At 60.9% G+C, this 21,395-nt stretch carries 15 protein-coding genes; 11 read left to right on the forward strand and 4 right to left on the reverse strand.

Features of this window, described 5'->3' with window-relative positions:
* The first annotated feature begins 11 nt into the window (after window positions 1–11).
* Window positions 12–1,457, forward strand: coding sequence for a cytochrome P450 (locus NCR98_RS15985; protein ID WP_250526638.1), 1,446 nt, complete (start codon window positions 12–14; stop codon window positions 1,455–1,457).
* A gap of 13 nt (window positions 1,458–1,470) precedes the next feature.
* Here the strand turns inward: NCR98_RS15985 and NCR98_RS15990 are convergent, their stop codons facing one another.
* The gene (locus tag NCR98_RS15990; protein ID WP_250493287.1) at window positions 1,471–2,076 is read right to left on the reverse strand and encodes a helix-turn-helix domain-containing protein; all 606 of its coding nucleotides are present in this window, start codon (window positions 2,074–2,076) and stop codon (window positions 1,471–1,473) included.
* 199 nt (window positions 2,077–2,275) lie between these two features.
* Between NCR98_RS15990 and amaB the strand changes: the two genes are divergently transcribed.
* The 9 genes from amaB to NCR98_RS16035 all read left to right on the forward strand — a co-directional run bounded on the left by amaB (window position 2,276) and on the right by NCR98_RS16035 (window position 11,439).
* The gene (gene amaB, locus NCR98_RS15995) at window positions 2,276–3,775 is read left to right on the forward strand and encodes an L-piperidine-6-carboxylate dehydrogenase (protein ID WP_250526639.1); all 1,500 of its coding nucleotides are present in this window, start codon (window positions 2,276–2,278) and stop codon (window positions 3,773–3,775) included.
* Between the two features lie 18 nt (window positions 3,776–3,793).
* A complete protein-coding gene (locus NCR98_RS16000; protein ID WP_250526640.1) occupies window positions 3,794–4,966 on the forward strand; it encodes an NAD(P)/FAD-dependent oxidoreductase in 1,173 nt (390 codons plus the stop codon).
* A gap of 254 nt (window positions 4,967–5,220) precedes the next feature.
* On the forward strand, window positions 5,221–5,421 hold the full coding sequence (locus NCR98_RS16005) for a hypothetical protein (RefSeq protein ID WP_244828357.1): 201 nt from the start codon (window positions 5,221–5,223) through the stop codon (window positions 5,419–5,421).
* A gap of 349 nt (window positions 5,422–5,770) precedes the next feature.
* Window positions 5,771–6,319, forward strand: a complete 549-nt coding sequence (locus NCR98_RS16010) for a hypothetical protein (protein WP_250493290.1) — start codon at window positions 5,771–5,773, stop codon at window positions 6,317–6,319.
* A gap of 170 nt (window positions 6,320–6,489) precedes the next feature.
* Window positions 6,490–6,876: a PaaI family thioesterase gene (locus NCR98_RS16015; RefSeq protein WP_250526641.1), complete on the forward strand. Its 387-nt coding sequence runs from the start codon at window positions 6,490–6,492 to the stop codon at window positions 6,874–6,876.
* An 11-nt stretch (window positions 6,877–6,887) separates the two neighbouring features.
* The gene (locus NCR98_RS16020; RefSeq protein ID WP_250526642.1) at window positions 6,888–7,805 is read left to right on the forward strand and encodes a LysR family transcriptional regulator; all 918 of its coding nucleotides are present in this window, start codon (window positions 6,888–6,890) and stop codon (window positions 7,803–7,805) included.
* A 107-nt stretch (window positions 7,806–7,912) separates the two neighbouring features.
* Complete coding sequence (locus NCR98_RS16025) at window positions 7,913–9,106, forward strand: CaiB/BaiF CoA transferase family protein (protein WP_250466830.1); 1,194 nt, start codon at window positions 7,913–7,915, stop codon at window positions 9,104–9,106.
* Window positions 9,103–10,035, forward strand: coding sequence for a hydroxymethylglutaryl-CoA lyase (locus tag NCR98_RS16030; protein WP_250526643.1), 933 nt, complete (start codon window positions 9,103–9,105; stop codon window positions 10,033–10,035). The genes NCR98_RS16025 and NCR98_RS16030 overlap by 4 nt, the downstream gene beginning before the upstream one ends.
* Window positions 10,036–10,110: 75 nt before the next feature.
* The gene (locus NCR98_RS16035) at window positions 10,111–11,439 is read left to right on the forward strand and encodes an MFS transporter (protein WP_244828349.1); all 1,329 of its coding nucleotides are present in this window, start codon (window positions 10,111–10,113) and stop codon (window positions 11,437–11,439) included.
* 325 nt (window positions 11,440–11,764) lie between these two features.
* On the opposite strand, the gene NCR98_RS16040 is transcribed toward NCR98_RS16035, so the two are convergent.
* The 3 genes from NCR98_RS16040 to NCR98_RS16050 form a co-directional block, all read right to left on the reverse strand.
* Entirely contained in the window at window positions 11,765–12,871 is a 1,107-nt protein-coding gene (locus NCR98_RS16040) for an acetate/propionate family kinase (protein WP_250526644.1), read from the reverse strand.
* Between the two features lie 4 nt (window positions 12,872–12,875).
* Complete coding sequence (locus NCR98_RS16045) at window positions 12,876–15,275, reverse strand: phosphoketolase family protein (protein WP_250526645.1); 2,400 nt, start codon at window positions 15,273–15,275, stop codon at window positions 12,876–12,878.
* Window positions 15,276–15,455: 180 nt separating this feature from the next.
* The gene (locus NCR98_RS16050) at window positions 15,456–16,754 is read right to left on the reverse strand and encodes a glycosyltransferase family protein (RefSeq protein ID WP_250526646.1); all 1,299 of its coding nucleotides are present in this window, start codon (window positions 16,752–16,754) and stop codon (window positions 15,456–15,458) included.
* A 123-nt stretch (window positions 16,755–16,877) separates the two neighbouring features.
* Here NCR98_RS16050 and NCR98_RS16055 point away from each other — a divergent pair, with 123 nt between their 5' ends.
* Complete coding sequence (locus NCR98_RS16055) at window positions 16,878–21,332, forward strand: Lhr family helicase (RefSeq protein WP_250526647.1); 4,455 nt, start codon at window positions 16,878–16,880, stop codon at window positions 21,330–21,332.
* Window positions 21,333–21,395 lie beyond the last annotated feature (63 nt).

Raw genomic sequence — 21,395 nt, forward strand, 5'->3', positions numbered from 1 at the left:
CGAGGCCGATCATGAATGCCGCGTCCGTCACAGCTTCTTTGCGCGAAATCGACGACTTGCCTTCGCCGCGCGGCTTGCCGCTCGCGGGCAATCTCTTTCAATTGCCGCCGTCGACTCATCATTTGACGCTCGAGCGATGGGCGAAGGAACTGGGCACGCCGTATCGCTTCAAGCTCGGCCGCGTGCCTATTGTCGTGTGGTCGGATTTCGAGCTGTCGCAAGCGGTTTTGCGTGAACGTCCGCATCGTTATCGGCGTTACGGTCCGCTCGAAACCTTGTTCGATGAAGTCGGCTGTAACGGTCTCTTTTCCATCGAAGGCGAAGCGTGGGCGCCGCAGCGTCGGCTCGTGATGCAGGCGCTGTCCGTGCCGCATATCAAGGCGTTCTATCCGACGCTGGCCGCGATCACCGAGCGTTTGCGGCGGCGCTGGGAGTCAGCCGCGCGCGAGGGACGTATCGTCGAGATGAACGGCGATTTGAAGCGCTATACCGTCGATGTCACGAGCGCGCTCGCATTCGGCGAAGACCCGAACACGCTGGAAAAAGAACGCGGCGTCATCCAGGAGCATCTCTCGCAGCTTCTGCCGATGATCATGACGCGCCTCTCCACGCCGTTTCCCTACTGGCGCTATATGCGGCTGCCGCGCGACCGCCGATTCGATCGTGCGATGGCCGAAGTGCATCGCTATGTGCGTGGCTTGATGTCGAGATCGCGCGAGCGCATGCGTGACGAGGCATCTGCACGCGAGCCGCGCAATTTGCTCGAAGCGATGCTCGCGCTGCGTGACGCGCCCGAGTCCGGCCTCACCGATGACGAAGTCGCCGCCAACGTCATGACGATGCTCGTCGCGGGCGAAGACACGACGGTGGCATCGCTCGCATGGGGACTCCTGTTTCTCGGCGGCGATGAAGCCTTGCAGACGCGCATCGCGACGCATGCAAAATGCACGTTCGGCGACGCGCGCGTTTGTCCGAGTTATCAGGCAATGCGCGAACTCGATCTATGCGAGGCCGTCTGCACGGAGGCGAGCCGACTGCATCCGGTGGCGCCGTATTTGTCGCTGGAACCGTTGGAGGAAGTGGAGTTGCAGGGCGTACGGCTACCCGCGGGCACCAAGCTCTTTTTTCTAAATCGTCCCGCGATGCTTGACGAAAGCCACTTCAGCGATCCCGCGCGCTACGATCCGGATCGCTGGCTGCGCGAGCATCGGCTGCAGGCGGGCGAGCACGCAAATCAGGGAACGCACGATCCACGTGCTTATCTGCAATTCGGCGCGGGGCCGCGCGTGTGTCCCGGACGGCATCTGGCAGCGGTCGAAATACGGCTCGTCATTTCGATGCTCACGGCGAATTTCACGGCGCGCCTGGCTCAGGATGCCGCCGATATTCACGAAGTCTGCAACTTCACGGTGGTGCCGAATCGCATGCCGATGCGGCTCGCTTTGCGGCCCGCTTGAACCGCGTCATCGTTCATTGAACGTCGGCGGCACCGGTTGCCATCCACAGAACTTCGGCATCTTCCGCGCTGGTCGATATCGCCGCGTGGCCCGTGCGGCTGTCGAAATAGATGCTGTCGCCCGCATTCAGATGCGTCGGCGCATAGAGTTCCGAGTAGAGGCATACGCTACCGCTGATCACGTACAAAAACTCTTCGCCTTCGTGACGGCCCCAGTCGTCGAAGGCATCCAGTGTATGCGCCGAGATGCGGATGCGAAACGGCAGCATCGCCTTGTGCGCGAGCTCGGTCGCCAGCAATTCCATCTGATAGCCGCGATACGCGTGCCTTTGCCCTTCGTCGCGTCGCGTGAGTGCGCGCCGGCCGCTTGCGCTGGCGGCGGGCGCGCTGCCGAACAGTTCCGCGAGATCGATCTGCAGGCCGCGTACTATCTTCTGCAAGACATCGAAAGTCGGCGACATCAAGCCATTCTCGATCTTCGACAACGCCGAGCGCGACACGCCGCATAGCCGGCTCGCGGTTTCCAGCGTGAGATTCTGAGCGGTGCGAGCGTGCTTTACCCGTCGTCCGAGATCGGCTGCGGATTGCTCAGTCGAATTTTTGGCGGGCAAAGTGGACATGGAGGGTCAAAGGTGGTTTGTTTCCGATAATACCATCGACTTTTCGGGCGTTTGCATTCGGTATGCAAACCGAGACTGGTGAGAACCCCAATATTGACAGCGTTGTGAGCATGGGACGCTGCGCGTATAGTTTCCGAACTTGACCGTTGTTTCGCATCGGAAACAGCGAAACTAATTTTGCATGCAAAAGGAATTCACTGTGGACGCCAAGACCATTCTCTCCGACCTCGGTATCGCAGGCATCGCGAACGAGAGCGACATGACTGTCACTTCGCCCATCAGCGGCGAAATCATCGGACGCGTGAAACGCCATACTTCCGCCGATGTCGATACCGCGCTCGCGCAAGCCCGCAGCGCATTTGCCGTATGGCGCAACGTTCCGGCGCCGCGACGTGGCGAACTGGTGCGTTTGCTCGGCAATCGCCTGCGCGAAAAGAAGGCTGCGCTCGGCCGGCTCGTCGCGCTCGAAGCGGGCAAGATCCTGCAAGAGGGCCTGGGCGAAGTGCAGGAAATGATCGACATTTGCGACTTCGCCGTCGGCCTTTCGCGGCAACTGTATGGCCTGACGATCGCCTCCGAGCGGCCCGGTCATCGAATGGCGGAAACGTGGCATCCGTTCGGCGTCTGCACAATCATTTCTGCATTCAATTTTCCGGTCGCGGTGTGGTCGTGGAACGCGGCGCTTGCGCTCGTGTGCGGCAATGCGGTCGTGTGGAAGCCGTCGGAAAAGACGCCGCTTACCGCGCTCGCCGTCGATCGCATCATGCGCGATGTACTCGACGAGTTCGGCACCGCGCCGGCCGGCCTGGCATCGGTTCTGATCGGCGACCGTGAAGTGGGCGCGAAGCTCGTCGCGGACAAACGCTCCGATATCGTCAGCGCGACCGGCAGCACGGAAATGGGCCGCGCGGTGGGCGTGGAAGTGGCGCGCCGTTTCGGGCGCTCCATTCTCGAACTCGGCGGCAACAACGCGGGCATCGTTTCGCAGACGGCCAATCGCGACCTCGCGCTGCGCGGCATTCTGTTTTCGGCGGTCGGCACGGCGGGGCAGCGCTGCACGTCGCTGCGGCGTCTTTTCGTCCATGAGAGCATCTATGACGAAACCGTCGCTCGCCTCAAGGATTTGTATGCAAAAGTCCCGGTCGGCAATCCGTTGAACGACGGCGTGTTGATGGGACCGCTCATCGACGTGCAGGCTTTCGCGCGCATGCAGGACGCGCTGGAACAGGCGAAGGGCGAGGGCGGCAAGGTGTTCGGCGGCGAACGCGTGAGCGTGACGGGTAACGAGAATGGCTATTACGTGCGTCCCGCGCTCGTCGAAATGCCCGCACAAAGCGAAGTCGTGCTGAAGGAAACCTTCGCGCCCATTCTCTACGTGATGCGCTACACCGATTTCGATGACGCCATCGCCGCGAACAACGCCGCCGCGCACGGCTTGTCCTCATGCGCCTTCACGACGGATCTGCGCGAGGCGGAGCGCTTTCTGTCGGCATCGGGCAGCGATTGCGGCATCGCCAATATCAACATCGGGCCGAGTGGCGCGGAGATCGGCGGCGCGTTCGGCGGCGAAAAGGAAACCGGCGGCGGACGCGAATCCGGCTCGGACGCTTGGAAGGCCTACATGCGGCGCGCGACCAACACGATCAACTATTCGTCGGAATTGCCGCTTGCACAGGGCATCGACTTCAATCTCGGCTAGTCCTTAAACGGAGGCGGCGTGGTGTCCAAGGTTGTGATCGTTGGCGGCGGCGTGATCGGCAGTTCGACCGCGTACTTTCTTCGCTTGATGGATCCAGACGTGCAAGTCACGGTGATCGAGCGCGATCCGACTTACGCGCGCTCGTCGTCGGCGTTGTCTGCGGCGTCGATCAGACAGCAATTCTCGACGCCGCTTTCCGTGCGTATGTCGTTGTTCGGTATCGAGTTCTTACGGTCGATTGGCGAGCGGCTCGAAGTGAACGGCGAACGGCCTTCGGTCGATCTGCACGAAGGCGGCTATCTCTTTCTAGCGACGCCGCCGGGCCTGTCCACGCTGCAAGAGAACCATGCGCTGCAACGCGAACTCGGCGCGGATATCACCTTGCTCGATCCCGCTTCCCTGCGCGCGCGCTTCCCCTGGTTGAATACAAAAGACCTTGCGGCGGGTGCGTTCGGCGAGACCGGCGAAGGCTGGTTCGACGGCTATGGTCTCGTCCAGGCGCTACGACGCAAGGCTCAGGCCCTGGGCGCGCGTTACGTGGCGGCCGAAGTGACGGATATTGAATGCCAAGGCGGCCAGGCGAAGCGCGTGCTTGCCTCGAACGGCGAAGCGTTCGCATGCGATGTCGTCGTCAACGCAGCGGGAGCTTGGTCGCGCCGGATTGCGGCAATGCTCGACATCGATATTCCGGTGTATGCGCGGCGGCGCAGCATTTTCAACGTATCGTCGCCAGCGGTGCTCGAAGACTGCCCGTTGTTGATTGATCCGAGTGGCGTCTACTTTCGCCCTGAGGGACGCACGTTTATCTGCGGCACATCGCCTTCGGCGGACAACGATCCGGACGACCTGCCGCTCGATGAAGTCGATCACGCGCTTTTTGACGATGTCATTTGGCCGACGCTTGCGCACCGCGTTCCGGGATTCGAAGCGCTGCGCGTGGAACGATGCTGGTCTGGGTATTATGAATACAACGTGTTTGACCAGAATGCGATCATTGGGGCCCACCCGCACATCGAGAATTGCCTTTTTGCCAATGGGTTCAGCGGACACGGCTTGCAACAAGGACCCGCAACGGGACGGGGCTTGAGCGAACTTATCTTGCTTGGAAAATACATCACGCTAGATTTATCTTCGCTCGATTGGGCGCGCGTGTTGACCGGCCGGCCAATCATTGAAAAAAACGTGGTTTGAAAAAGCTATATGCAGTCGAGTTGCATAAACCAGCATGGCTGCATTACCGTCTGCAAAAGCAGGCGCTAATACGGCCGTCAGAGAAATTAGCAGATTGCTGTCAACGATATGGCACGCGGTAAATAGCAATTTTTTCGAGCAAGTCACAAAAATGCCGTTCGTCCATTAATGAAATCCACTAGGGCCAATAGACGCCGATAAGCGCATGCTTAAACCGTCAGACGCAACTTGCGTTTTTAGTACGGAGACAAGACATGGAAGCCTATATGAGCGCCCGGCTCGCACAATGGCTGGAAGACGAAGCCGACACCGCGTCGGCAACAACTGCCCCGGTGTGTCACAAGTCCAGCCAGGTCAGCGGCGCACCACAGTATGTTGCGGAAATCTGCGGTCGTTTTGCAGGCGAGAAAACCGAAGAGGAACAAAAATCCTGCGTGATTCGCGGGTATAACTGATCATTTACTTTTCCGATTCGTTGCGCGTGCGACACGCTTTACGGCACGCGTAGCGCAACTCTGCCCGATAGAAAAAGCCATTCACGCGAGAAAAGGATTTTGCTTATGATCGCTTCAGGTCATTAAGCTTCCACGATTCACGCGCATCAATCGGCGCTGGAAAATTATTTCCATTGCAAGCTAAAAAAAACGCGGTTGACGCATTTTGGCAATGTGGCGTCGCGTGAGAACGTGGAGCGAGTTTTTTTGATCGCCTACGCTGACGCTTGTGAATGGAGAATTCCAATGAAAGATATCGGGGAGCGGCAAGATTTGACCGCTCGGCAACCGCATGTTTTGCGAGCGTGTCATGAGCGGCGGTGACGATCCCGGGCCACTGGAACTGATGTCGCCGCCCGCCCCGCGCATGCGCGACAGACCAGCCGACTTGCCGCCGGTCGCGTTCGAGCTGCCTGTCACGCCACCGTTCGAACCGCCGTCAGGCAAGCGCTCGCTTCAAGATCTCGTGGCGGACGCGGATCGTCTGCGCCGTGCGGTTGCAGCGTCGGCGTGTGTAGTCGTTGCATGGTCGATATTCGAGGCGCCTTGGGAAATCGACGCCAACAGCAGCACGGAGGAGATTGCCGGCGTCATCTTTTCGAAGGCGATGCTCGGCGCTATCGCAGCCTTTGCGCTTGCCGGACGCAAGTCGGCGCGCTATCTGCTGCTCTTTGTATGCTTGACGAGCGTGCTGGCCATCGTGCCTGACTTGCCTGCCGAATTCGTTCATGCGCCATGGCTGGCGTTCTTATCGAGCGTCGAGTCTTTGGCAAAGCTCGCGACTTTTGCCATGCTCGCGTGGTATCTCAAGCTCGTCAGCCGAATCGACGCTTTGCGCGCAGTTGCGCCGACCAAATGAAGGCCTAAGACTAGAACGACCTCTTCAAAACCCGCCTCGCGCGGGTTTTTTGATGTGCGCGAGAAACCCAACGTGGCGGCACGTTGCGCGCCTCGATGGCACAATCGAATGCAATATTCCAAACCCGCGCAGCACCCACAAGCATCGACGATGCAAGGAGATCCGCAAACGTGGCGAACCTGGATCTGGACAATCCGTTTCTCGAAGCGCTTGGCGCGACCCTTACGGCATGGCGCGCCGGGTATGCAGAATTCAATATGCCAATTCACGCGGGGCATTTGAACCGTCAACGTATTCTTCAGGGCGGCGCGATCGCTACCTTGCTCGACGCCGCCTGCGGTTACGCGGGTCTTTTCACGAGCGGTTCCACGCCCATCCACGGGTTCACGCTTTCGCTCACGGTCAACTATCTGGATCGAGGTATTGGCGACAAGGTGGTCGCCAAAGGATTCCTTGAGCGACAGGGACGCTCGTTTTACTTTGCGCGCGGCGAAGCGTGGATAGACGAGCGCGTGATGATTGCGAGCGCGCAAGGCACGTTCAAGTACGCGCGCTGAAGCACCATGCCATGACCTCTCGCAACCTGCTCCGGCGCCTCGACCTCACCACGCTGCAACTCTTTCTCGCGGTTTTCGAGGAAGGCACGCTCACACGCGCGGCGGAACGTGAAGCGATCGCGGTATCGGCGGCGAGCAAGCGGTTGCTGGAACTCGAGCAAGCGGTCGGCGCCGTGTTGTTCGAGCGCAAGGCGCGTGGAATGGAGCTCACGCCCGCGGGCGAAACGCTTCTGCACCATGCGCGCCGCGTGTTGCGCGATGTCGAGAATATCGGCATCGAACTGGCGGAACATGCGAGCGGCGTGCGCGGTTATGTGCGGATGATGGCGAATCTTTCCGCCATCGTCGAATTCCTTCCGGAAGATTTGCGCGCGTTCATCACCGTGCACGATCAGATCAAGATCGATCTGGAGGAGCGGCCGAGCGGCGGCATCGTGGAAGGCGTGCTGGATAGTCTCGTCGATCTCGGCATTTGTTCGGGCGATGCCGACACGCGCGGACTTCAATCCACGCATTACCGCCATGACCGTCTCGTGATCGTGACGCCGGGCGATCATCCGCTGAGCCAACGCGAGCGCGTCACTTTCGCCGATACGCTCGACTTCGACCATATTGGCCTGCATTCGGCCAGTTCCATCAATATGCGCACGCATCTGGCCGCGCGGCAAGCTGGCAAGGCGTTGCGGCTGCGCATTCATGTGCCGGGCTTCGACGCCGTTTGCCGCATGGTTCAGGCGGGCATGGGCGTGGGCGTGTTGCCGCATCGCGTATTCGAGGCGATGGGGCGACAGCTTGGACTCGCTGCCGTCGCGCTCGACGAGGAGTGGGCCGCGCGCAGCCTCGTGATCGTCGTGCGCGATACGGGCGCCTTGTCGCCAGTGAGCCGTCTTTTGTTCGATCATTTGCGATCGGTGGAAGCGGGCACATAAGCGAGCGTTCGTCATTCGCGAACGATGCTTGCCAAAATGCGGTTGGACGCGGTCGAGCGTTCGCCAATAAGCTTGTCTCAAGCAAATCATAAATGGAGACAAGCACCATGAGCGGACCCCTCAAGGGCATTCGCGTCATCGAGATCGGCACCCTCATCGCGGCGCCTTTCGCGGCGCGCATGCTGGCCGAATTCGGCGCCGAAGTCATCAAGATCGAAACCCCCAACGGCGGCGATCCGTTGCGCAAATGGCGCAAGCTTCATGAAGGCACGTCACTCTGGTGGTATCTACAGTCGCGCAACAAGAAATCCGTGTGCGTGAATCTCAAGTCGCCGGAAGGCGCGGACGTCATCAAGCGTCTTGCGGCGGATGCGGACGTCGTCATCGAAAATATGCGGCCGGGCGCGCTCGAAAAGCTTGGCCTTGGCTGGGACGTTTTGCATGCAATCAACCCGAAGCTCACGATGGTACGCATTTCCGGCTACGGTCAGACGGGCCCGTATCGTGACCGGCCGGGCTTCGGTGCAATCGGCGAAGCGATGGGTGGCATTCGGTATACAACCGGCGATGCCGATGGCCTGCCCGCGCGCGTCGGTGTCAGTCTTGGCGACTCACTGGCGTCGCTGCATGGCGTGATCGGCGCGTTGATGTCCCTGTTGCGCGTCAAGACCGGACAAGGCGACGGTCAGGTGGTCGATGTCTCGCTCGTGGAAAGTGTTTTCAACCTGATGGAGAGCCTCGTACCCGAATACGATTTGCTCGGGCATGTACGCGAGCGCAGCGGCGGCGCGCTGCCGGGAATCGCGCCATCGAATACCTATCGGACCGAGGACGGCGGCTTCGTCGTGATCGCAGGCAACAGCGACCCGATCTACAAGCGTCTGATGAACGTGATAGACCGCCCCGATCTCGCCGACGATCCCGCGCTCGCGCACAACGATGGTCGTGTGCGGCAGAGTGCGATGCTCGACGAAGCCATCACGGCGTGGACCACGCATCATGCAATGGACGATGTGCTCGACACACTCGCCGTTGCGGAAGTCCCTGCGGGACGCATCTATTCCGTTGCGGACATCATCGACGACGCGCATTACCAGGCGCGCGATATGTTGCTGCAGGCCGACTTGCCGGGCGGTGCATCGGTGAAGATGCCGGGAATCGTGCCGAAACTGTCGGATACGCCAGGCGAAGTGCGCTGGCAAGGCCCGACGCTTGGCGAACATACGCAATCGGTGCTGGAATCGCTCGGCTTCGATGCAAGCGAAGTGCAAAGGCTTCGTGCCGAAGGAGCGGTTCAATGAACGATGAACGTTTGCTCGTTCAGGAAGTCGCGCCGCGCGACGGCTTGCAGATCGAATCGAAATGGGTCGAGACTGCCGACAAGATTGCATTGATCGATGGTCTCTCGGCGTGCGGCTTCACGCGCATCGAAGCGGGCTCGTTTGTATCGCCGAAAGCCATTCCTGCGTTGCGTGATGGCGAGTCCGTGTTCAAGGGCATCGAGCGTCAAGAAGGCGTGATCTATGTCGCGCTGGTGCCGAACGTGAAGGGCGCGCAGCGTGCGCTCGATGCGAACGCCGACGAACTGAACCTCGTGATGTCTGCAAGCCAGACGCACAATCGCGCCAACATGCGCATGAGTTGCGAGGCATCGCTTGAGGGCTTCGGGGATATCGTCGCGCTCGCGCAAGGTACGAAGGCCATGCTCAATGCAACGGTTGCCACCGCGTTCGGCTGTCCGTTCGAAGGGCATATCGATGAAGACCGAGTGGTGTCGATCGTGCGGGCATATCGCGAGTTGGGTATCGATGGCATCACGCTTGCCGATACGACGGGCATGGCGAATCCGCGACAGGTCGCGCGGCTCGTTACGCGCGTGCTGGAGCAAGTGCCGGCCAGTGCGTTGACGTTGCATTTTCATAATACGCGAGGGCTAGGCCTTGCCAACGTACTCGCCGCATACAACGCAGGCGCACGCCGGTTCGATGCCGCGCTCGGCGGCCTGGGTGGCTGTCCATTTGCGCCGGGTGCATCGGGAAACATCTGTAGCGAAGACCTCGTGAACATGTGCGACGAGATGGGCATACCCACAGGCGTCGATTTGCAGAAGCTCATCACGTTGTCACGCACTTTGCCTGCGCTCGTCGGCCATGACGTGCCGGGACAAATCGCGAAGGCAGGACGCAACTGCGACCTGCATCCCGTTCCCGATTACGTGCGCGCAATCTGAAATCATCGACGACAAACCATACGACCGGATATCACAAAACAATCCGGCCACTTTGCTTCGAGCAAGGAGACAAACATGAGTGACTTGAGCGTAGGTGCGCCGCGTGAGCAGGCGCTAGGCAATACCGCGGACATCATCCGCAAGGTGGCATGGCGTCTCATGCCGCTCATCATGCTGTGTTATCTGTTCGCGTTCTTCGACCGCATCAATATCAGCTTCGCGAAGTTTCAACTGCAAAGCACGTTGGGTTTCTCCGATACCGCCTACGGTCTCGGCGCGAGTCTCTTCGTGATCGGCTATGTGCTTTTCGAAGTGCCGAGCAACTTGCTGCTCTACAAAGTCGGTGCGCGTCGATGGATAGCGCGCATCATGATTTCATGGGGTATCGCAACGGCGCTGATGGTTTTCGTGCAGACCGAGTGGCAGTTCTATGGCTTGCGCTTCATCATCGGCGCGATGGAAGCGGGCTTTGCGCCAGGCGTGCTTTACTACCTGACGCTGTGGTTTCCGGCGAGCTATCGCGGACGTATCACGTCGCTGCTGTTTCTTGCATCGGCGTTCTCGGGTTTGTTTGGCGCCCCGTTGTCCGGGCTCGTGCTGGGGCATATGAACGGCGTGTTCGGTATCGCCGGATGGCATTGGCTCTTTCTGCTTGGCGGCCTGCCTTGCGTGCTGCTTGGCATCCTCGTTTTGAAGGTGCTGAAAGATCGTATCGACGATGCCGCGTGGCTCACGGGCGCCGAGAAGACTTACCTGAAAAGCCAAATCGCGACGCAGAGCCAGCACACGGACTCCGGGCACTCGCTCTTCGGCGCGATCAAGACACCCGGTTTTCTGATGCTCGGACTGATCTACTTTCTGATTCAAGTCGGATCGTATGGTCTCAACTTCTGGGCGCCGCATTTGATTCGCGCCGCCGGGACGGAGAATCCGACGATCATCGGTCTGTTGACGGCGGTGCCTTATATCTGCGGGGCGATCTGCATGGTCGTGGTAGGGCGCATGTCGGATCGCTCCGGCGAGCGGCGCAAGTTCGTTTGTGTATTGCTTCTGATGGCGGCTGCAGGCTTCTTCGCGGCCGGCGTGTTCGACAAGCAGACGGCGTTGTTGATCGCCGCGCTCGGTGTGATGGGTGCGGGCGTGATTGCATCGATTCCGGCGTTCTGGGCGTTGCCGCCCAAGCTATTGACGGGAGCTGGCGCGGCGGGCGGGATCGCGCTTATCAATACGCTTGGACAGCTTGGAGGCATCGTGAGCCCGGTGATGGTCGGACGTATTCGTGATGTCACCGGCAGCACGACGCCTGCGCTGTATGCCATCGGTGCGATGAGCCTGATTTGCGCGCTGCTGCTCTTGTATGGGCTGCCGCAGTCGTTGCGGCAACGGGATCATTCGGAGAAATAGGACCGAGGTGGTCCGAGGAAGGTTGAAGAAGCGCCCGGCGATGGTTGTTCACCGGGCGCTTTGCCTATTGCATGCTGCATTCGGTACGTTGAATGCAGAACGGCATTCGTCGACACGTGGCCGTTCTTCACGCTTGGTGCTTTCACGTTGTGCAGCCTTTTGCATGCAAAAGTCAAAGAAACTCGGCGTGCAATCGGATCGTGGTTAGCGCGTTGCGTTGCTTGTACGAGTGCACGCAACGTAAAGATCTACGTCTTGTCCGCTGCACTCTGCATGCAAAATGCCGCCGACCATCCGACGGCACACTGCATGCAAATGCAACCAGTCACGCATCAAGCAACCGCCGACAATGCCGTGCAATCTGCCGTTCCTCCTCGGTCTCCACAACCCGATGCGAAGCCCCAAGAAACGAAAGCCCATCGAGAACCTGCGCACGAACCGCCTCGCTATGCTCGCCAATTCCTCCGCTGAACACGATCTCATCCAGCCCGCCGAGCAAAGCCGCATACCCGCCGATAGTCTTCCGTATCGCCGTGCAAAACACGTCGATGGCAAGCGTTGCGTTCGCATCGCCGTGATCGCGGCGTTCGATCAGCGTTTGCATATCGTCGTCCGATTCCGATAACGCTTTGAGACCGCTTTGCCGATTCACGAGCGTCTCCAGCGCATCTGCGTCGAGCGACTCCTGGCGCAAGAGATGAATCAGCACACCGGGATCGAGGTCGCCGCTGCGCGTCGCCATCGGAATGCCGCCGGTGGGCGTCATCCCCATCGACGTATCGATTGAATGGCCATTCTGCAGCGCGCACAGGCTTGCGCCGCTGCCAAGATGCGCGATGACCGTGCGCGGCTTCAGCTTCGCGCCAAGCGCGTTGACGATAGATTCATACGACAGCCCGTGGAATCCATAACGCATGACACCACGCTCGGCAAACTCTCGCGGTAACGCATAACGCGTCGCGCGCTCCGGCATCGTGCGATGGAATACCGTATCGAAGCATGCAAAATGCGGTATGCCAGTGAAGATGCCCTGCGCTTCGTCGATGAGGGCAAGCGATTGCGGTAGATGCAGCGGCGCAAACGGCACGGCGTCGCGCAACGTGTCCTTGAGCGCGGAAGTAATCTCGCGATGCTCCCGCACATCTGGCCCACCATGCACCACGCGATGCCCGACCGCTGCAAGCGGTTCGCGCATATGTTCGCGCAGGGCATCGGCGACACGCTGCAACGCGTCGTGCTGCGACTCCATCAGATGGTCCTGCGCGACATCGATCTGCTTGTCGGAAGAACGCATCGTCAAGGAACCGTTGTCGCGGCCGATGCCCTTCGCGCTGCCCGTGAGCCACGCCTCATCGTCGCCGTCGTTCGCCATGAATACGCCGAACTTGAGCGAAGACGAGCCGCTGTTCAACACGAGAATGCCCTGTGTCATGGTGTCAGTCCTTCCATGTCCACTCGCGGATCTCGTCGCGGTCGATACCTTCCGCATGGGCATACTGCACGCTCTCGATGATCTGATTCTTGAGCCATTCCTTCGTATGCGCGGCGGTATCGGAGATACGTTCCACGCGGTCGATCACGTCGATGGCAAGCGAGAAGCGATCGACGCCATTGATGATCGCAAGCTCGAACGGCGTGTTGATGTTGCCGCGCTCGCAGTAACCATGCACGTGCAGATTGTCGTGATTCGTGCGGTTGTACGTGAGTTTGTGCACGAGCGACGCATAGGAATGGAAGTTGAAGATGACCGGTTTATCACGCGTGAAAATGGAGTCGAAGTCGCGATCGGAAAGACCATGCGGATGGTCCGTATCCGGCATCAGCCTGAAAAGATCGACGACATTGACGAAGCGTATCTTCAGATCGGGGCATTGCGCCTTCAAAATTTCGACGGCAGCGAGCGCTTCCATGGTCGCGATATCGCCCGCGCTGGCAATCACCACGTCGGGCTCGTGGCCCTTATCCGTCGATGCCCAATCCCAGATGCCAATGCCCTTCGCGCAATGCACGATGGCATCTTCCATGTTCAGATACTGCAGATGCGGCTGCTTGTCCGCGACGATCACGTTCACGTAATCGTGCGAGCGCAAGCAATGATCCGCGACGCTCAACAGGCAATTCGCGTCGGGCGGCAGATAAATTCGCACGACACCCGGGCTTTTGTTCGTGACGACATCGAGAAAGCCAGGGTCCTGATGCGTGAAGCCGTTATGGTCCTGCCGCCATACGAGCGACGTGATCAACAAATTGATCGATGGCACCGGCGCGCGCCACGCAATCTCATTCTTTGCTTTTTCGAGCCACTTTGCGTGCTGATTGAACATGGAGTCGATCACGTGCACGAAGGCTTCGTAGGTCGCGAAAAGACCGTGGCGACCGGTCAACACATAGCCTTCGAACCAGCCTTCGAGCGTGTGTTCGGAGAGCATCTCCATCACGCGGCCATCGACGGAAAGGAAGCCGCCGTCTGCATCTTCGGGCAGCGTTTCCGCAAGCCAGCGCTTGCCCGAAACTTCATATACGCCGTCGAGTTTATTGCTCGCGGTTTCGTCCGGACCGAATAGACGGAAGCGCGTCATGTTGCGACGGATCACTTCGCGCAGATAAATGGCGAGCACGGCCGTTGGCGACTGATACGTCCCGGCCGCGCTTTTGAATTCGAATGCAAAATCACGAATGTCGGGTAGATCGAGCGATTGCCGCAACACGCCGCCGTTTGCATGCGGATTCGCACTGATGCGGCGCGCGCCTTCCGGCGCGAGTTCGCGCAGCGGCTCGATCAGCCGGCCGTTCCCGTCGAACAACTCCTCGGGCTTGTAACTGCGCATCCAGGTTTCGAGTACCTGCAGATTTTTGCGATTGGTCGCCGGATCGGCCACGGGCACCTGATGCGAGCGCCAGAAATTTTCGACCTTGTGACCATCCACTTCTTTCGGACCGGTCCAGCCTTTCGGCGAACGCAGCACGATCATCGGCCAGCGCGGACGCTCCACCTTTTCCTTGCTCGCGCGCGCACGCTCTTGAATTGCGCGAATCTCGCCGATGCAATGTTCCAGCGTCGCCGCCATCTTCTGATGCATGGTGTCGGGGTCGTCGCCCTCGACGAAATAGGGCGTGTAGCCGTAGCCCTTGAAGAGCGCTTCGAGCTCCTCGCGGGGAATGCGCGCAAGGATGGTCGGATTGGCGATCTTGTAGCCGTTCAGATGCAAGACCGGCAGCACGGCGCCGTCGGTTATCGGATTGAGGAACTTGTTCGAATGCCAGGACGTGGCGAGCGGTCCGGTTTCGGCTTCGCCGTCGCCGACCATCGTGGCGACGATCAGATCGGGATTGTCGAAGGCTGCGCCGAACGAATGCGACAAGCTATAGCCGAGCTCGCCGCCTTCGTGAATCGATCCTGGTGTTTCTGGCGTGCAATGCGAGCCGATGCCGCCCGGCGAAGAGAAGGCGCGAAAAAGCCGCTGCATGCCGTGTTCATCGGCGCTGCGATCGGGATAGATTTCCGAGTAATGGCCTTCGAGGTAAGAGTTGGAAAGCGTGGCGGGCGCGCCGTGTCCAGGCCCCGAGACGAACATGACGTTGAGATCGTCGCGCTTGATGAGACGGTTTAAATGCACCCATACGAACGATTGCCCCGGGTCCGAGCCCCAGTGGCCGAGCAAACGCCGTTTGATGTGTTCGGGCTTGAGGGGTTCGCGCAGCAACGGATTCGCGCGCAAATAAATCATGCCGACCGAAAGATAATTGCAGGCTCGCCAATATGCGTCGAGCTTACGCAGGAGGTCGGTGGAAAGAGGCGTCTCGGTTGCTGTCCTGCCTTGGACGTCGTCGTTCAATTGCATCTCCTTGCGGTGAAGTGAGAAATCGAGCGTCGGGATACGGCCTGGCGCGTGTACTTGCCATGTTCGAGCTTTATTGTTGCGCTTTAGTTGCAGCGCCGTGCGGGAGTGTGACGCGATGCCGCGAACATCATACTTGGGTTCGCCAGATGATGTCCGCAAGCATGCAGAGGCAGGTTAATCGCGGGCGGATTGCCTGAGATCGTAGTCCATCAGCAGCGCTTTATGGGTTTCCCATATGCCGATGTAATGCACCATGAAGCTCGTCGGCCGCTGATAAATCCAGGGTGTGTTGAAGTCGATAAGACTGGCTACCTGCGTTACGTCGAAGTCGGGGCGCGCGGCAAATTCGGCGTTGAAATAATATTGATCGCCCTTATTTGCGTAGACAGTGGATTTGTCGTCGATGCAATTGCACGCTTCGAGTATGCGATGAAGCGAATCGTAATTACGTTGCGTGCGCTTGAGTCCCATGATGCCGGAATTGAAGCGCCAATAGCCGATATCGCGTGCAAACACCGCTTCCTTGTCGTGCATGATGGATTCGAGCGGCCGGTTCATGTTCTTGAAGAGCACGTCGGCGTCGACCCAGAAAATCCATTCGTGATTCGGGAGGGTTTCGCGCAGTAAGGCCGCCTTGAGCCAATTGCCCGAGGTTTTACCGTCGTTCAGATGCGCGGGAATTTCGCGGTGCACGTAAAGCGTATAACCGTGGCGCTCGCAGTATCGCGTGAAATTGGCTTCGGCAATACGGCCGTAAATCGCGATGTTCGGCGTGTATAGCGTCACTATCGCGACGGACCGATTCGGCTGTCGAATACTGACGGCGGATGTATCGGTAATGCCGGTGTCGTTTAGCGAAAGCAGTGGCAGGCCGCGCGTCTGGCAGTCGTTGATATGTTCGAGGAGCGCATTGCGGAATCGCCGATGATGCTTCTGGTCACAAATCTTGACCGAGAAAGCAGACCAGTGCGCCCAGACGCTCTCGACGTTGGTGGAGGCGGGCACGACAGCCATGACATCACCCACGCGGTACCGCGACGGACAATACGCAAATGCCTGCAAGAGGAGCGCTTCTTCCTTCGGAAGCACGACGCCATTGCGGCATCGCGTGACTATCTCGAACAACTCACGCATGACGTGCTCGGTCTTGCGCCAAATTTGCATGTCGAGTTGCGGCAGATCGGACTCGATGCAGGTTAGAAGCCAGTCGCGGCCCTGCATGAGTTCCGGCAGAGCGAGCGGCCTGAGAATCGCGGCATTCTCGTTCAACAGCAAGACGAGTTCGTCCTCATTCGCCAAGCCGAGCTGATGCAGCAGCGTTTCGTATTTGATGATCCAGCGTGTTTCGTCGCTGCAGCCGCTGATCTCGGACATATCGATTTCGATGTGCCGATAACCATGCCCGCGCGCATAACGCCGATGATTGGCAAGCGCGGCAGGCGCATGGTCGAAAAGCAGACTGATGACGATCATAAGACGTAGAAATGGCCAGAAGCGCGGAGCCGTAAGGATCAGTGACAGCCTACCTTTCTCGCATGGGATTCGTCCGAAAAAGCCTGATAAACGCAGTTTCAAAACCCCTCATACAATGACCGCATGACCCGCACCGACGCCCTGAAGGGCTTTCATCCCGCCGTCGTCAACTGGTTTCGCGCGCATTTCGAAACGCCGACCGCCGCGCAGGCGCGCGCGTGGCCGCTCATCCACGCGCGCCGTTCCACGCTCGTGGCTGCGCCAACTGGCTCGGGCAAGACGCTGACGGCCTTTCTCGCCGCGCTCGACGAACTTGTGCGCGAAGGCGTGGAAAGCGCGGCAAGCGGCAAAGTGCTGCCCGACGAGACGCGCGTGGTGTATGTGTCGCCGCTCAAGGCCTTGTCCAACGACATTCGCGTAAATCTGGAAGAGCCGCTTGCGGGCATTGCGCGCGAGCTTGGCCCCGACGCGCCGCTGATACGCGCCGCCGTGCGCACGGGCGACACGACCCAGCAGGAACGCAGCGCCATGCGAAAGCGCGCGCCGCATATTCTCGTGACGACGCCTGAATCGCTTTACGTGCTGCTTTCGTCCGATTCCGGCCGGGCGATGCTTTCGACCACGCGCACGGTGATCGTCGATGAAATCCATGCCGTGGCGGGCAGCAAGCGCGGCTCGCACCTGAGTCTGAGCCTCGAACGGCTGGATGCGTTGTGCGAGGCGCGCGGCGCGGCGCGGCCGGTGCGCGTCGGTTTGTCGGCGACGCAAAAGCCGATCGAGCTCGTCGCGAAGTTTCTCGCGGGCGTCGGAAAGCCGTGCGAGATCGTGGATGTCGGTCACGTCCGTGCCCGCGATCTCGCCCTCGAAATGCCGCCGATGCCGCTCGAAGCGATCATGTCGAACGACATGTGGGAGCGCGTCTATGACCGGCTGGCCGAGCTTTCCGGCATGCATCGCACGACGCTCGTCTTCGTCAATACGCGGCGCATGGCTGAGCGCGCGGCGCGGCATCTGACCGAGCGCCTTGGCCGGGACGCGGTCGCGGCGCATCACGGCAGCCTTGCGCGCGAGCAGCGGCTTTCCGCCGAACAGCGCCTGAAGCGCGGCGAATTGCGTGTGTTGATCGCGACGGCATCGCTGGAATTGGGTATCGATATCGGCGATGTCGATCTCGTCTGCCAACTCGGCTCGCCAGGATCGATCGGCGCATTCTTGCAGCGCGTCGGGCGCTCGGGGCATCACGTCGGCGGCGTGCCGAAAGGGCGGCTCTTTCCGACTTCGCGCGACGACCTGATCGAGTGCGCGGCCTTGCTCGATTGCGTGAGGCGTGGCGAACTCGACGCGCTTTCCATTCCGCGCGCGCCGCTCGACGTGCTCGCACAGCAGATCACGGCGGAGGTCGCCTGTCGAGAATGGGGCGAGGATGAATTGTTCGAGCTGATCGGGCGTGCGTATCCGTACGCGACGCTCGAGCGCGCCCGCTTCGACGAAGTGGTGCGCACGCTCGCCGAGGGCTATACGGGGCGGCAGGGCGTGCGCGCGTCGTATGTTCATCGGGATGCGGTGAGCCGCACGTTGCGCGGACGGCGCGGCGGCAAGCTGACGGCCGTGACTTCCGGCGGCGCGATTCCCGACAACGCCGACTTCGCCGTGCTGCTGGAGCCGCAGGGCTTGCAGATCGGCACGGTGAACGAGGACTTCGCGGTCGAGAGTCTGGCTGGAGACATCTTTCAGTTGGGTAATACGTCGTACAGGATCATGCGGATCGAAGGTGGCCGGGTGCGAGTGGAGAACGCGAATGGTCAGCCGCCGAACATTCCGTTCTGGCTTGGAGAGGCGCCGGGGCGCAGCAGTGAGCTTTCCTTCGCGATCGCGCGGTTGCGGGCGGGGGTGGATGCGCGGTTGGCGGGTGTCGAGGCCAAGGGCGCGAAGGATTTAACCCTCGCGCACGGCGCCAATGACGCGAACGCGGCGAAGGCCGCGCGCAACGCCAACGGCGGAAAAGACGCACTTAGCGACTCGCTAGCTCCCACCATCGCATGGCTCGCCGATGAAACCGAAGGCATCGGCGCCGATGCCGCGCGTCAGATCGTCGAATATCTCGCACGCGCACGCGCCGCGCTGACCGTGCTCCCGACCCAGGACACGCTCGTCATGGAGCGCTTCTTCGACGAATCCGGCGGCATGCAACTCGTGATTCACGCGCCGTTCGGCAGCCGCGTCAATCGCGCGTGGGGTCTCGCGTTGCGCAAGCGTTTCTGCCGCACCTTCAATTTCGAACTGCAGGCGGCGGCGACGGAAGATGCCATCGTCCTGTCGCTCACGGGCAGCCACAGCTTCGCGCTCGATGAAGTCTGGCGTTATCTGAAATCGGCAAGCGCGGAACATGTGCTGATCCAGGCGTTGCTCGACGCACCGCTTTTCGGCGTGCGCTGGCGCTGGAACGCGACCAACGCGCTCGCCTTGCCGCGCTATTCGGGCGGCCGCAAAGTCGCACCGCAGTTGCAGCGCATGCGAAGCGAGGACTTGCTCGCCGCCGTTTTCCCGGATCAGGTCGCGTGCGCGGAAAACATCGCGGGCGAGCGTGAGGTTCCGCGGCATCCGCTGGTCGAGCAGACTCTCGACGACTGTCTGCACGAAGCGATGGACAGCGAGGCTTGGCTTGCACTTTTGCGTCGTATCGAAACGGGCGATGTGCGGCTCGTCACGCGCGAGTTGCCCGCGCCGTCGCCGCTTGCCGCCGAGATTTTGTCGGCGCGGCCGTATGCTTTTCTCGACGACGCCCCGCTCGAAGAGCGCCGCACGCGGGCTGTCTTGGCGCGCCGCTGGACCGATCCGCAATCGACCGATGATCTCGGCGCGCTCGATGCCGACGCTATCGAAAGCGTGCGCGCGGAAGCCTGGCCCGCGGTGACGAGCGCCGATGAGATGCACGAAGCGCTGACCGGTCTCGCGTGCATCGCGCATGGCGAGGCGGCGCGTTGCGACGGCTGGCCAGCGTGGCTCGACGCGCTCGCACGCGCCGGGCGTGCGACGCGCTTGCAGATTGCGGAGCACGACGCGCTGTGGATCGCCGTGGAGCGGCTTGCCTGCCTGCGCGCGGTCTATACGCATGCGCCGATGCATCCCGCACTGCAGCCGCCGCCCGGTTTCGACCATGCCTGGACTGAAGATGACGCGCTCGTCGAGATCGTCCGCGCGCGGCTCTCGGGGTTCGGTCCGCTGACGGTGCCGGAAATTGCGCGTCCGCTTGCGTTGCCTGCGTCGAGCGTGGCTTCGGCGTTGACGCGTCTGGAAGCCGAAGGCTATGTGATGCGTGGCTGCTTCACGCCCACGGCTAAAGACGAGGAATGGTGCGAGCGGCATCTGCTGGCGCGGATTCATCGCTACACGGTGCGGCGTTTGCGTCGCGAAATCGAACCCGTGGAGCGGCAGGATTTCATGCGTTTCCTGTTCGAATGGCAACGCGTCGCGCCGGATTCTCACGGCGAAGGCCGCGATGCGCTTCTCGGCGTGCTCGAACAGCTCGAAGGCTTAGAGGCGCCCGCCGTGGCGTGGGAGGATGAAATCCTGCCGGCGCGCATCGCCGATTACTCGGGCATGTGGCTCGACGAGGCTTGCCGTGCGGGCAAGATCGTGTGGACGCGTCCGGCCGGCCGTGCGCGCGCGACGGGTGGCCCGGTGCGCGGCACGCCGATCGTGCTGCTGCCGCGTCGCCATCTGGGGGCATGGAATACGCTGATGCGCCCCGACGAAGCGCCGCAGTTGTCGTCGCGCGCGCAACGCGTGTTCGAGGCCCTGAGCACGCACGGCGCGATGTTCTTCGACGAACTTCTCGCCGATGTACGGCTCCTGCGCACGGAACTCGAAGATGGGCTCGGCGAACTGGTCGCGCTGGGCCTCGTCAACGCGGACAGTTTTGCGGGCTTGCGCGCGCTTCTGGCGCCGGCCGCCAAGCGCAATGTGTTCGCGCGGCGGCAGCGGCGCGGCGGGCTTTTCATCGGCGGGATGGACGATGCGGGCCGCTGGGCGCTCTTGCGTCGAGCCAATTCCAACGATGATGCGGACATCGAGCACGTCGCGCTTGCGCTGTTGCGCCGGTATGGTGTCGTGTTTTGGCGACTGCTCGAACGCGAAGCGCAGTGGCTGCCGCCGTGGCGCGATTTGCTGCGTGTCTATCATCGGCTCGAAGCGCGTGGCGAGATTCGCGGCGGGCGCTTTGTTGCGGGCCTCGCGGGTGAGCAGTTTGCATTGCCAGATGCGGTGCCGCTGTTGCGTGACGTGCGCAGGCGGGCGAAAGAGGGCGCGCTCGTCGCGCTTGGCGCGGTCGATCCGCTGAACCTCGTGGGCACGTTGCTGCCGGGCGAGAAGGTGCCGGCGATTGCGGGCAATCGCGTGTTGTTTCTGGATGGCTTGCCGGTTGGGGCGGTCGTGGCCGGTAAGACGCGATATCTCGGCGATTTCGATGGCGATACACGCGAACGTATCAGGCTTGCGCTTGTGAAGCGGAGCGGGCGGTCGATCGGTACGCCATTGACGGGCGGAATGGGCTCGATCGGGATGACGGTGCGTAGTTGACGCACCGCTCGCTGGCGTTTTGCATGCATGATGCAGCGCGGTGGCATTTTGTATTACGACCAC

Origin of the sequence: Caballeronia sp. GAWG2-1 (genome assembly GCF_023631405.1) — a bacterium.
GTDB lineage: Bacteria > Pseudomonadota > Gammaproteobacteria > Burkholderiales > Burkholderiaceae > Caballeronia.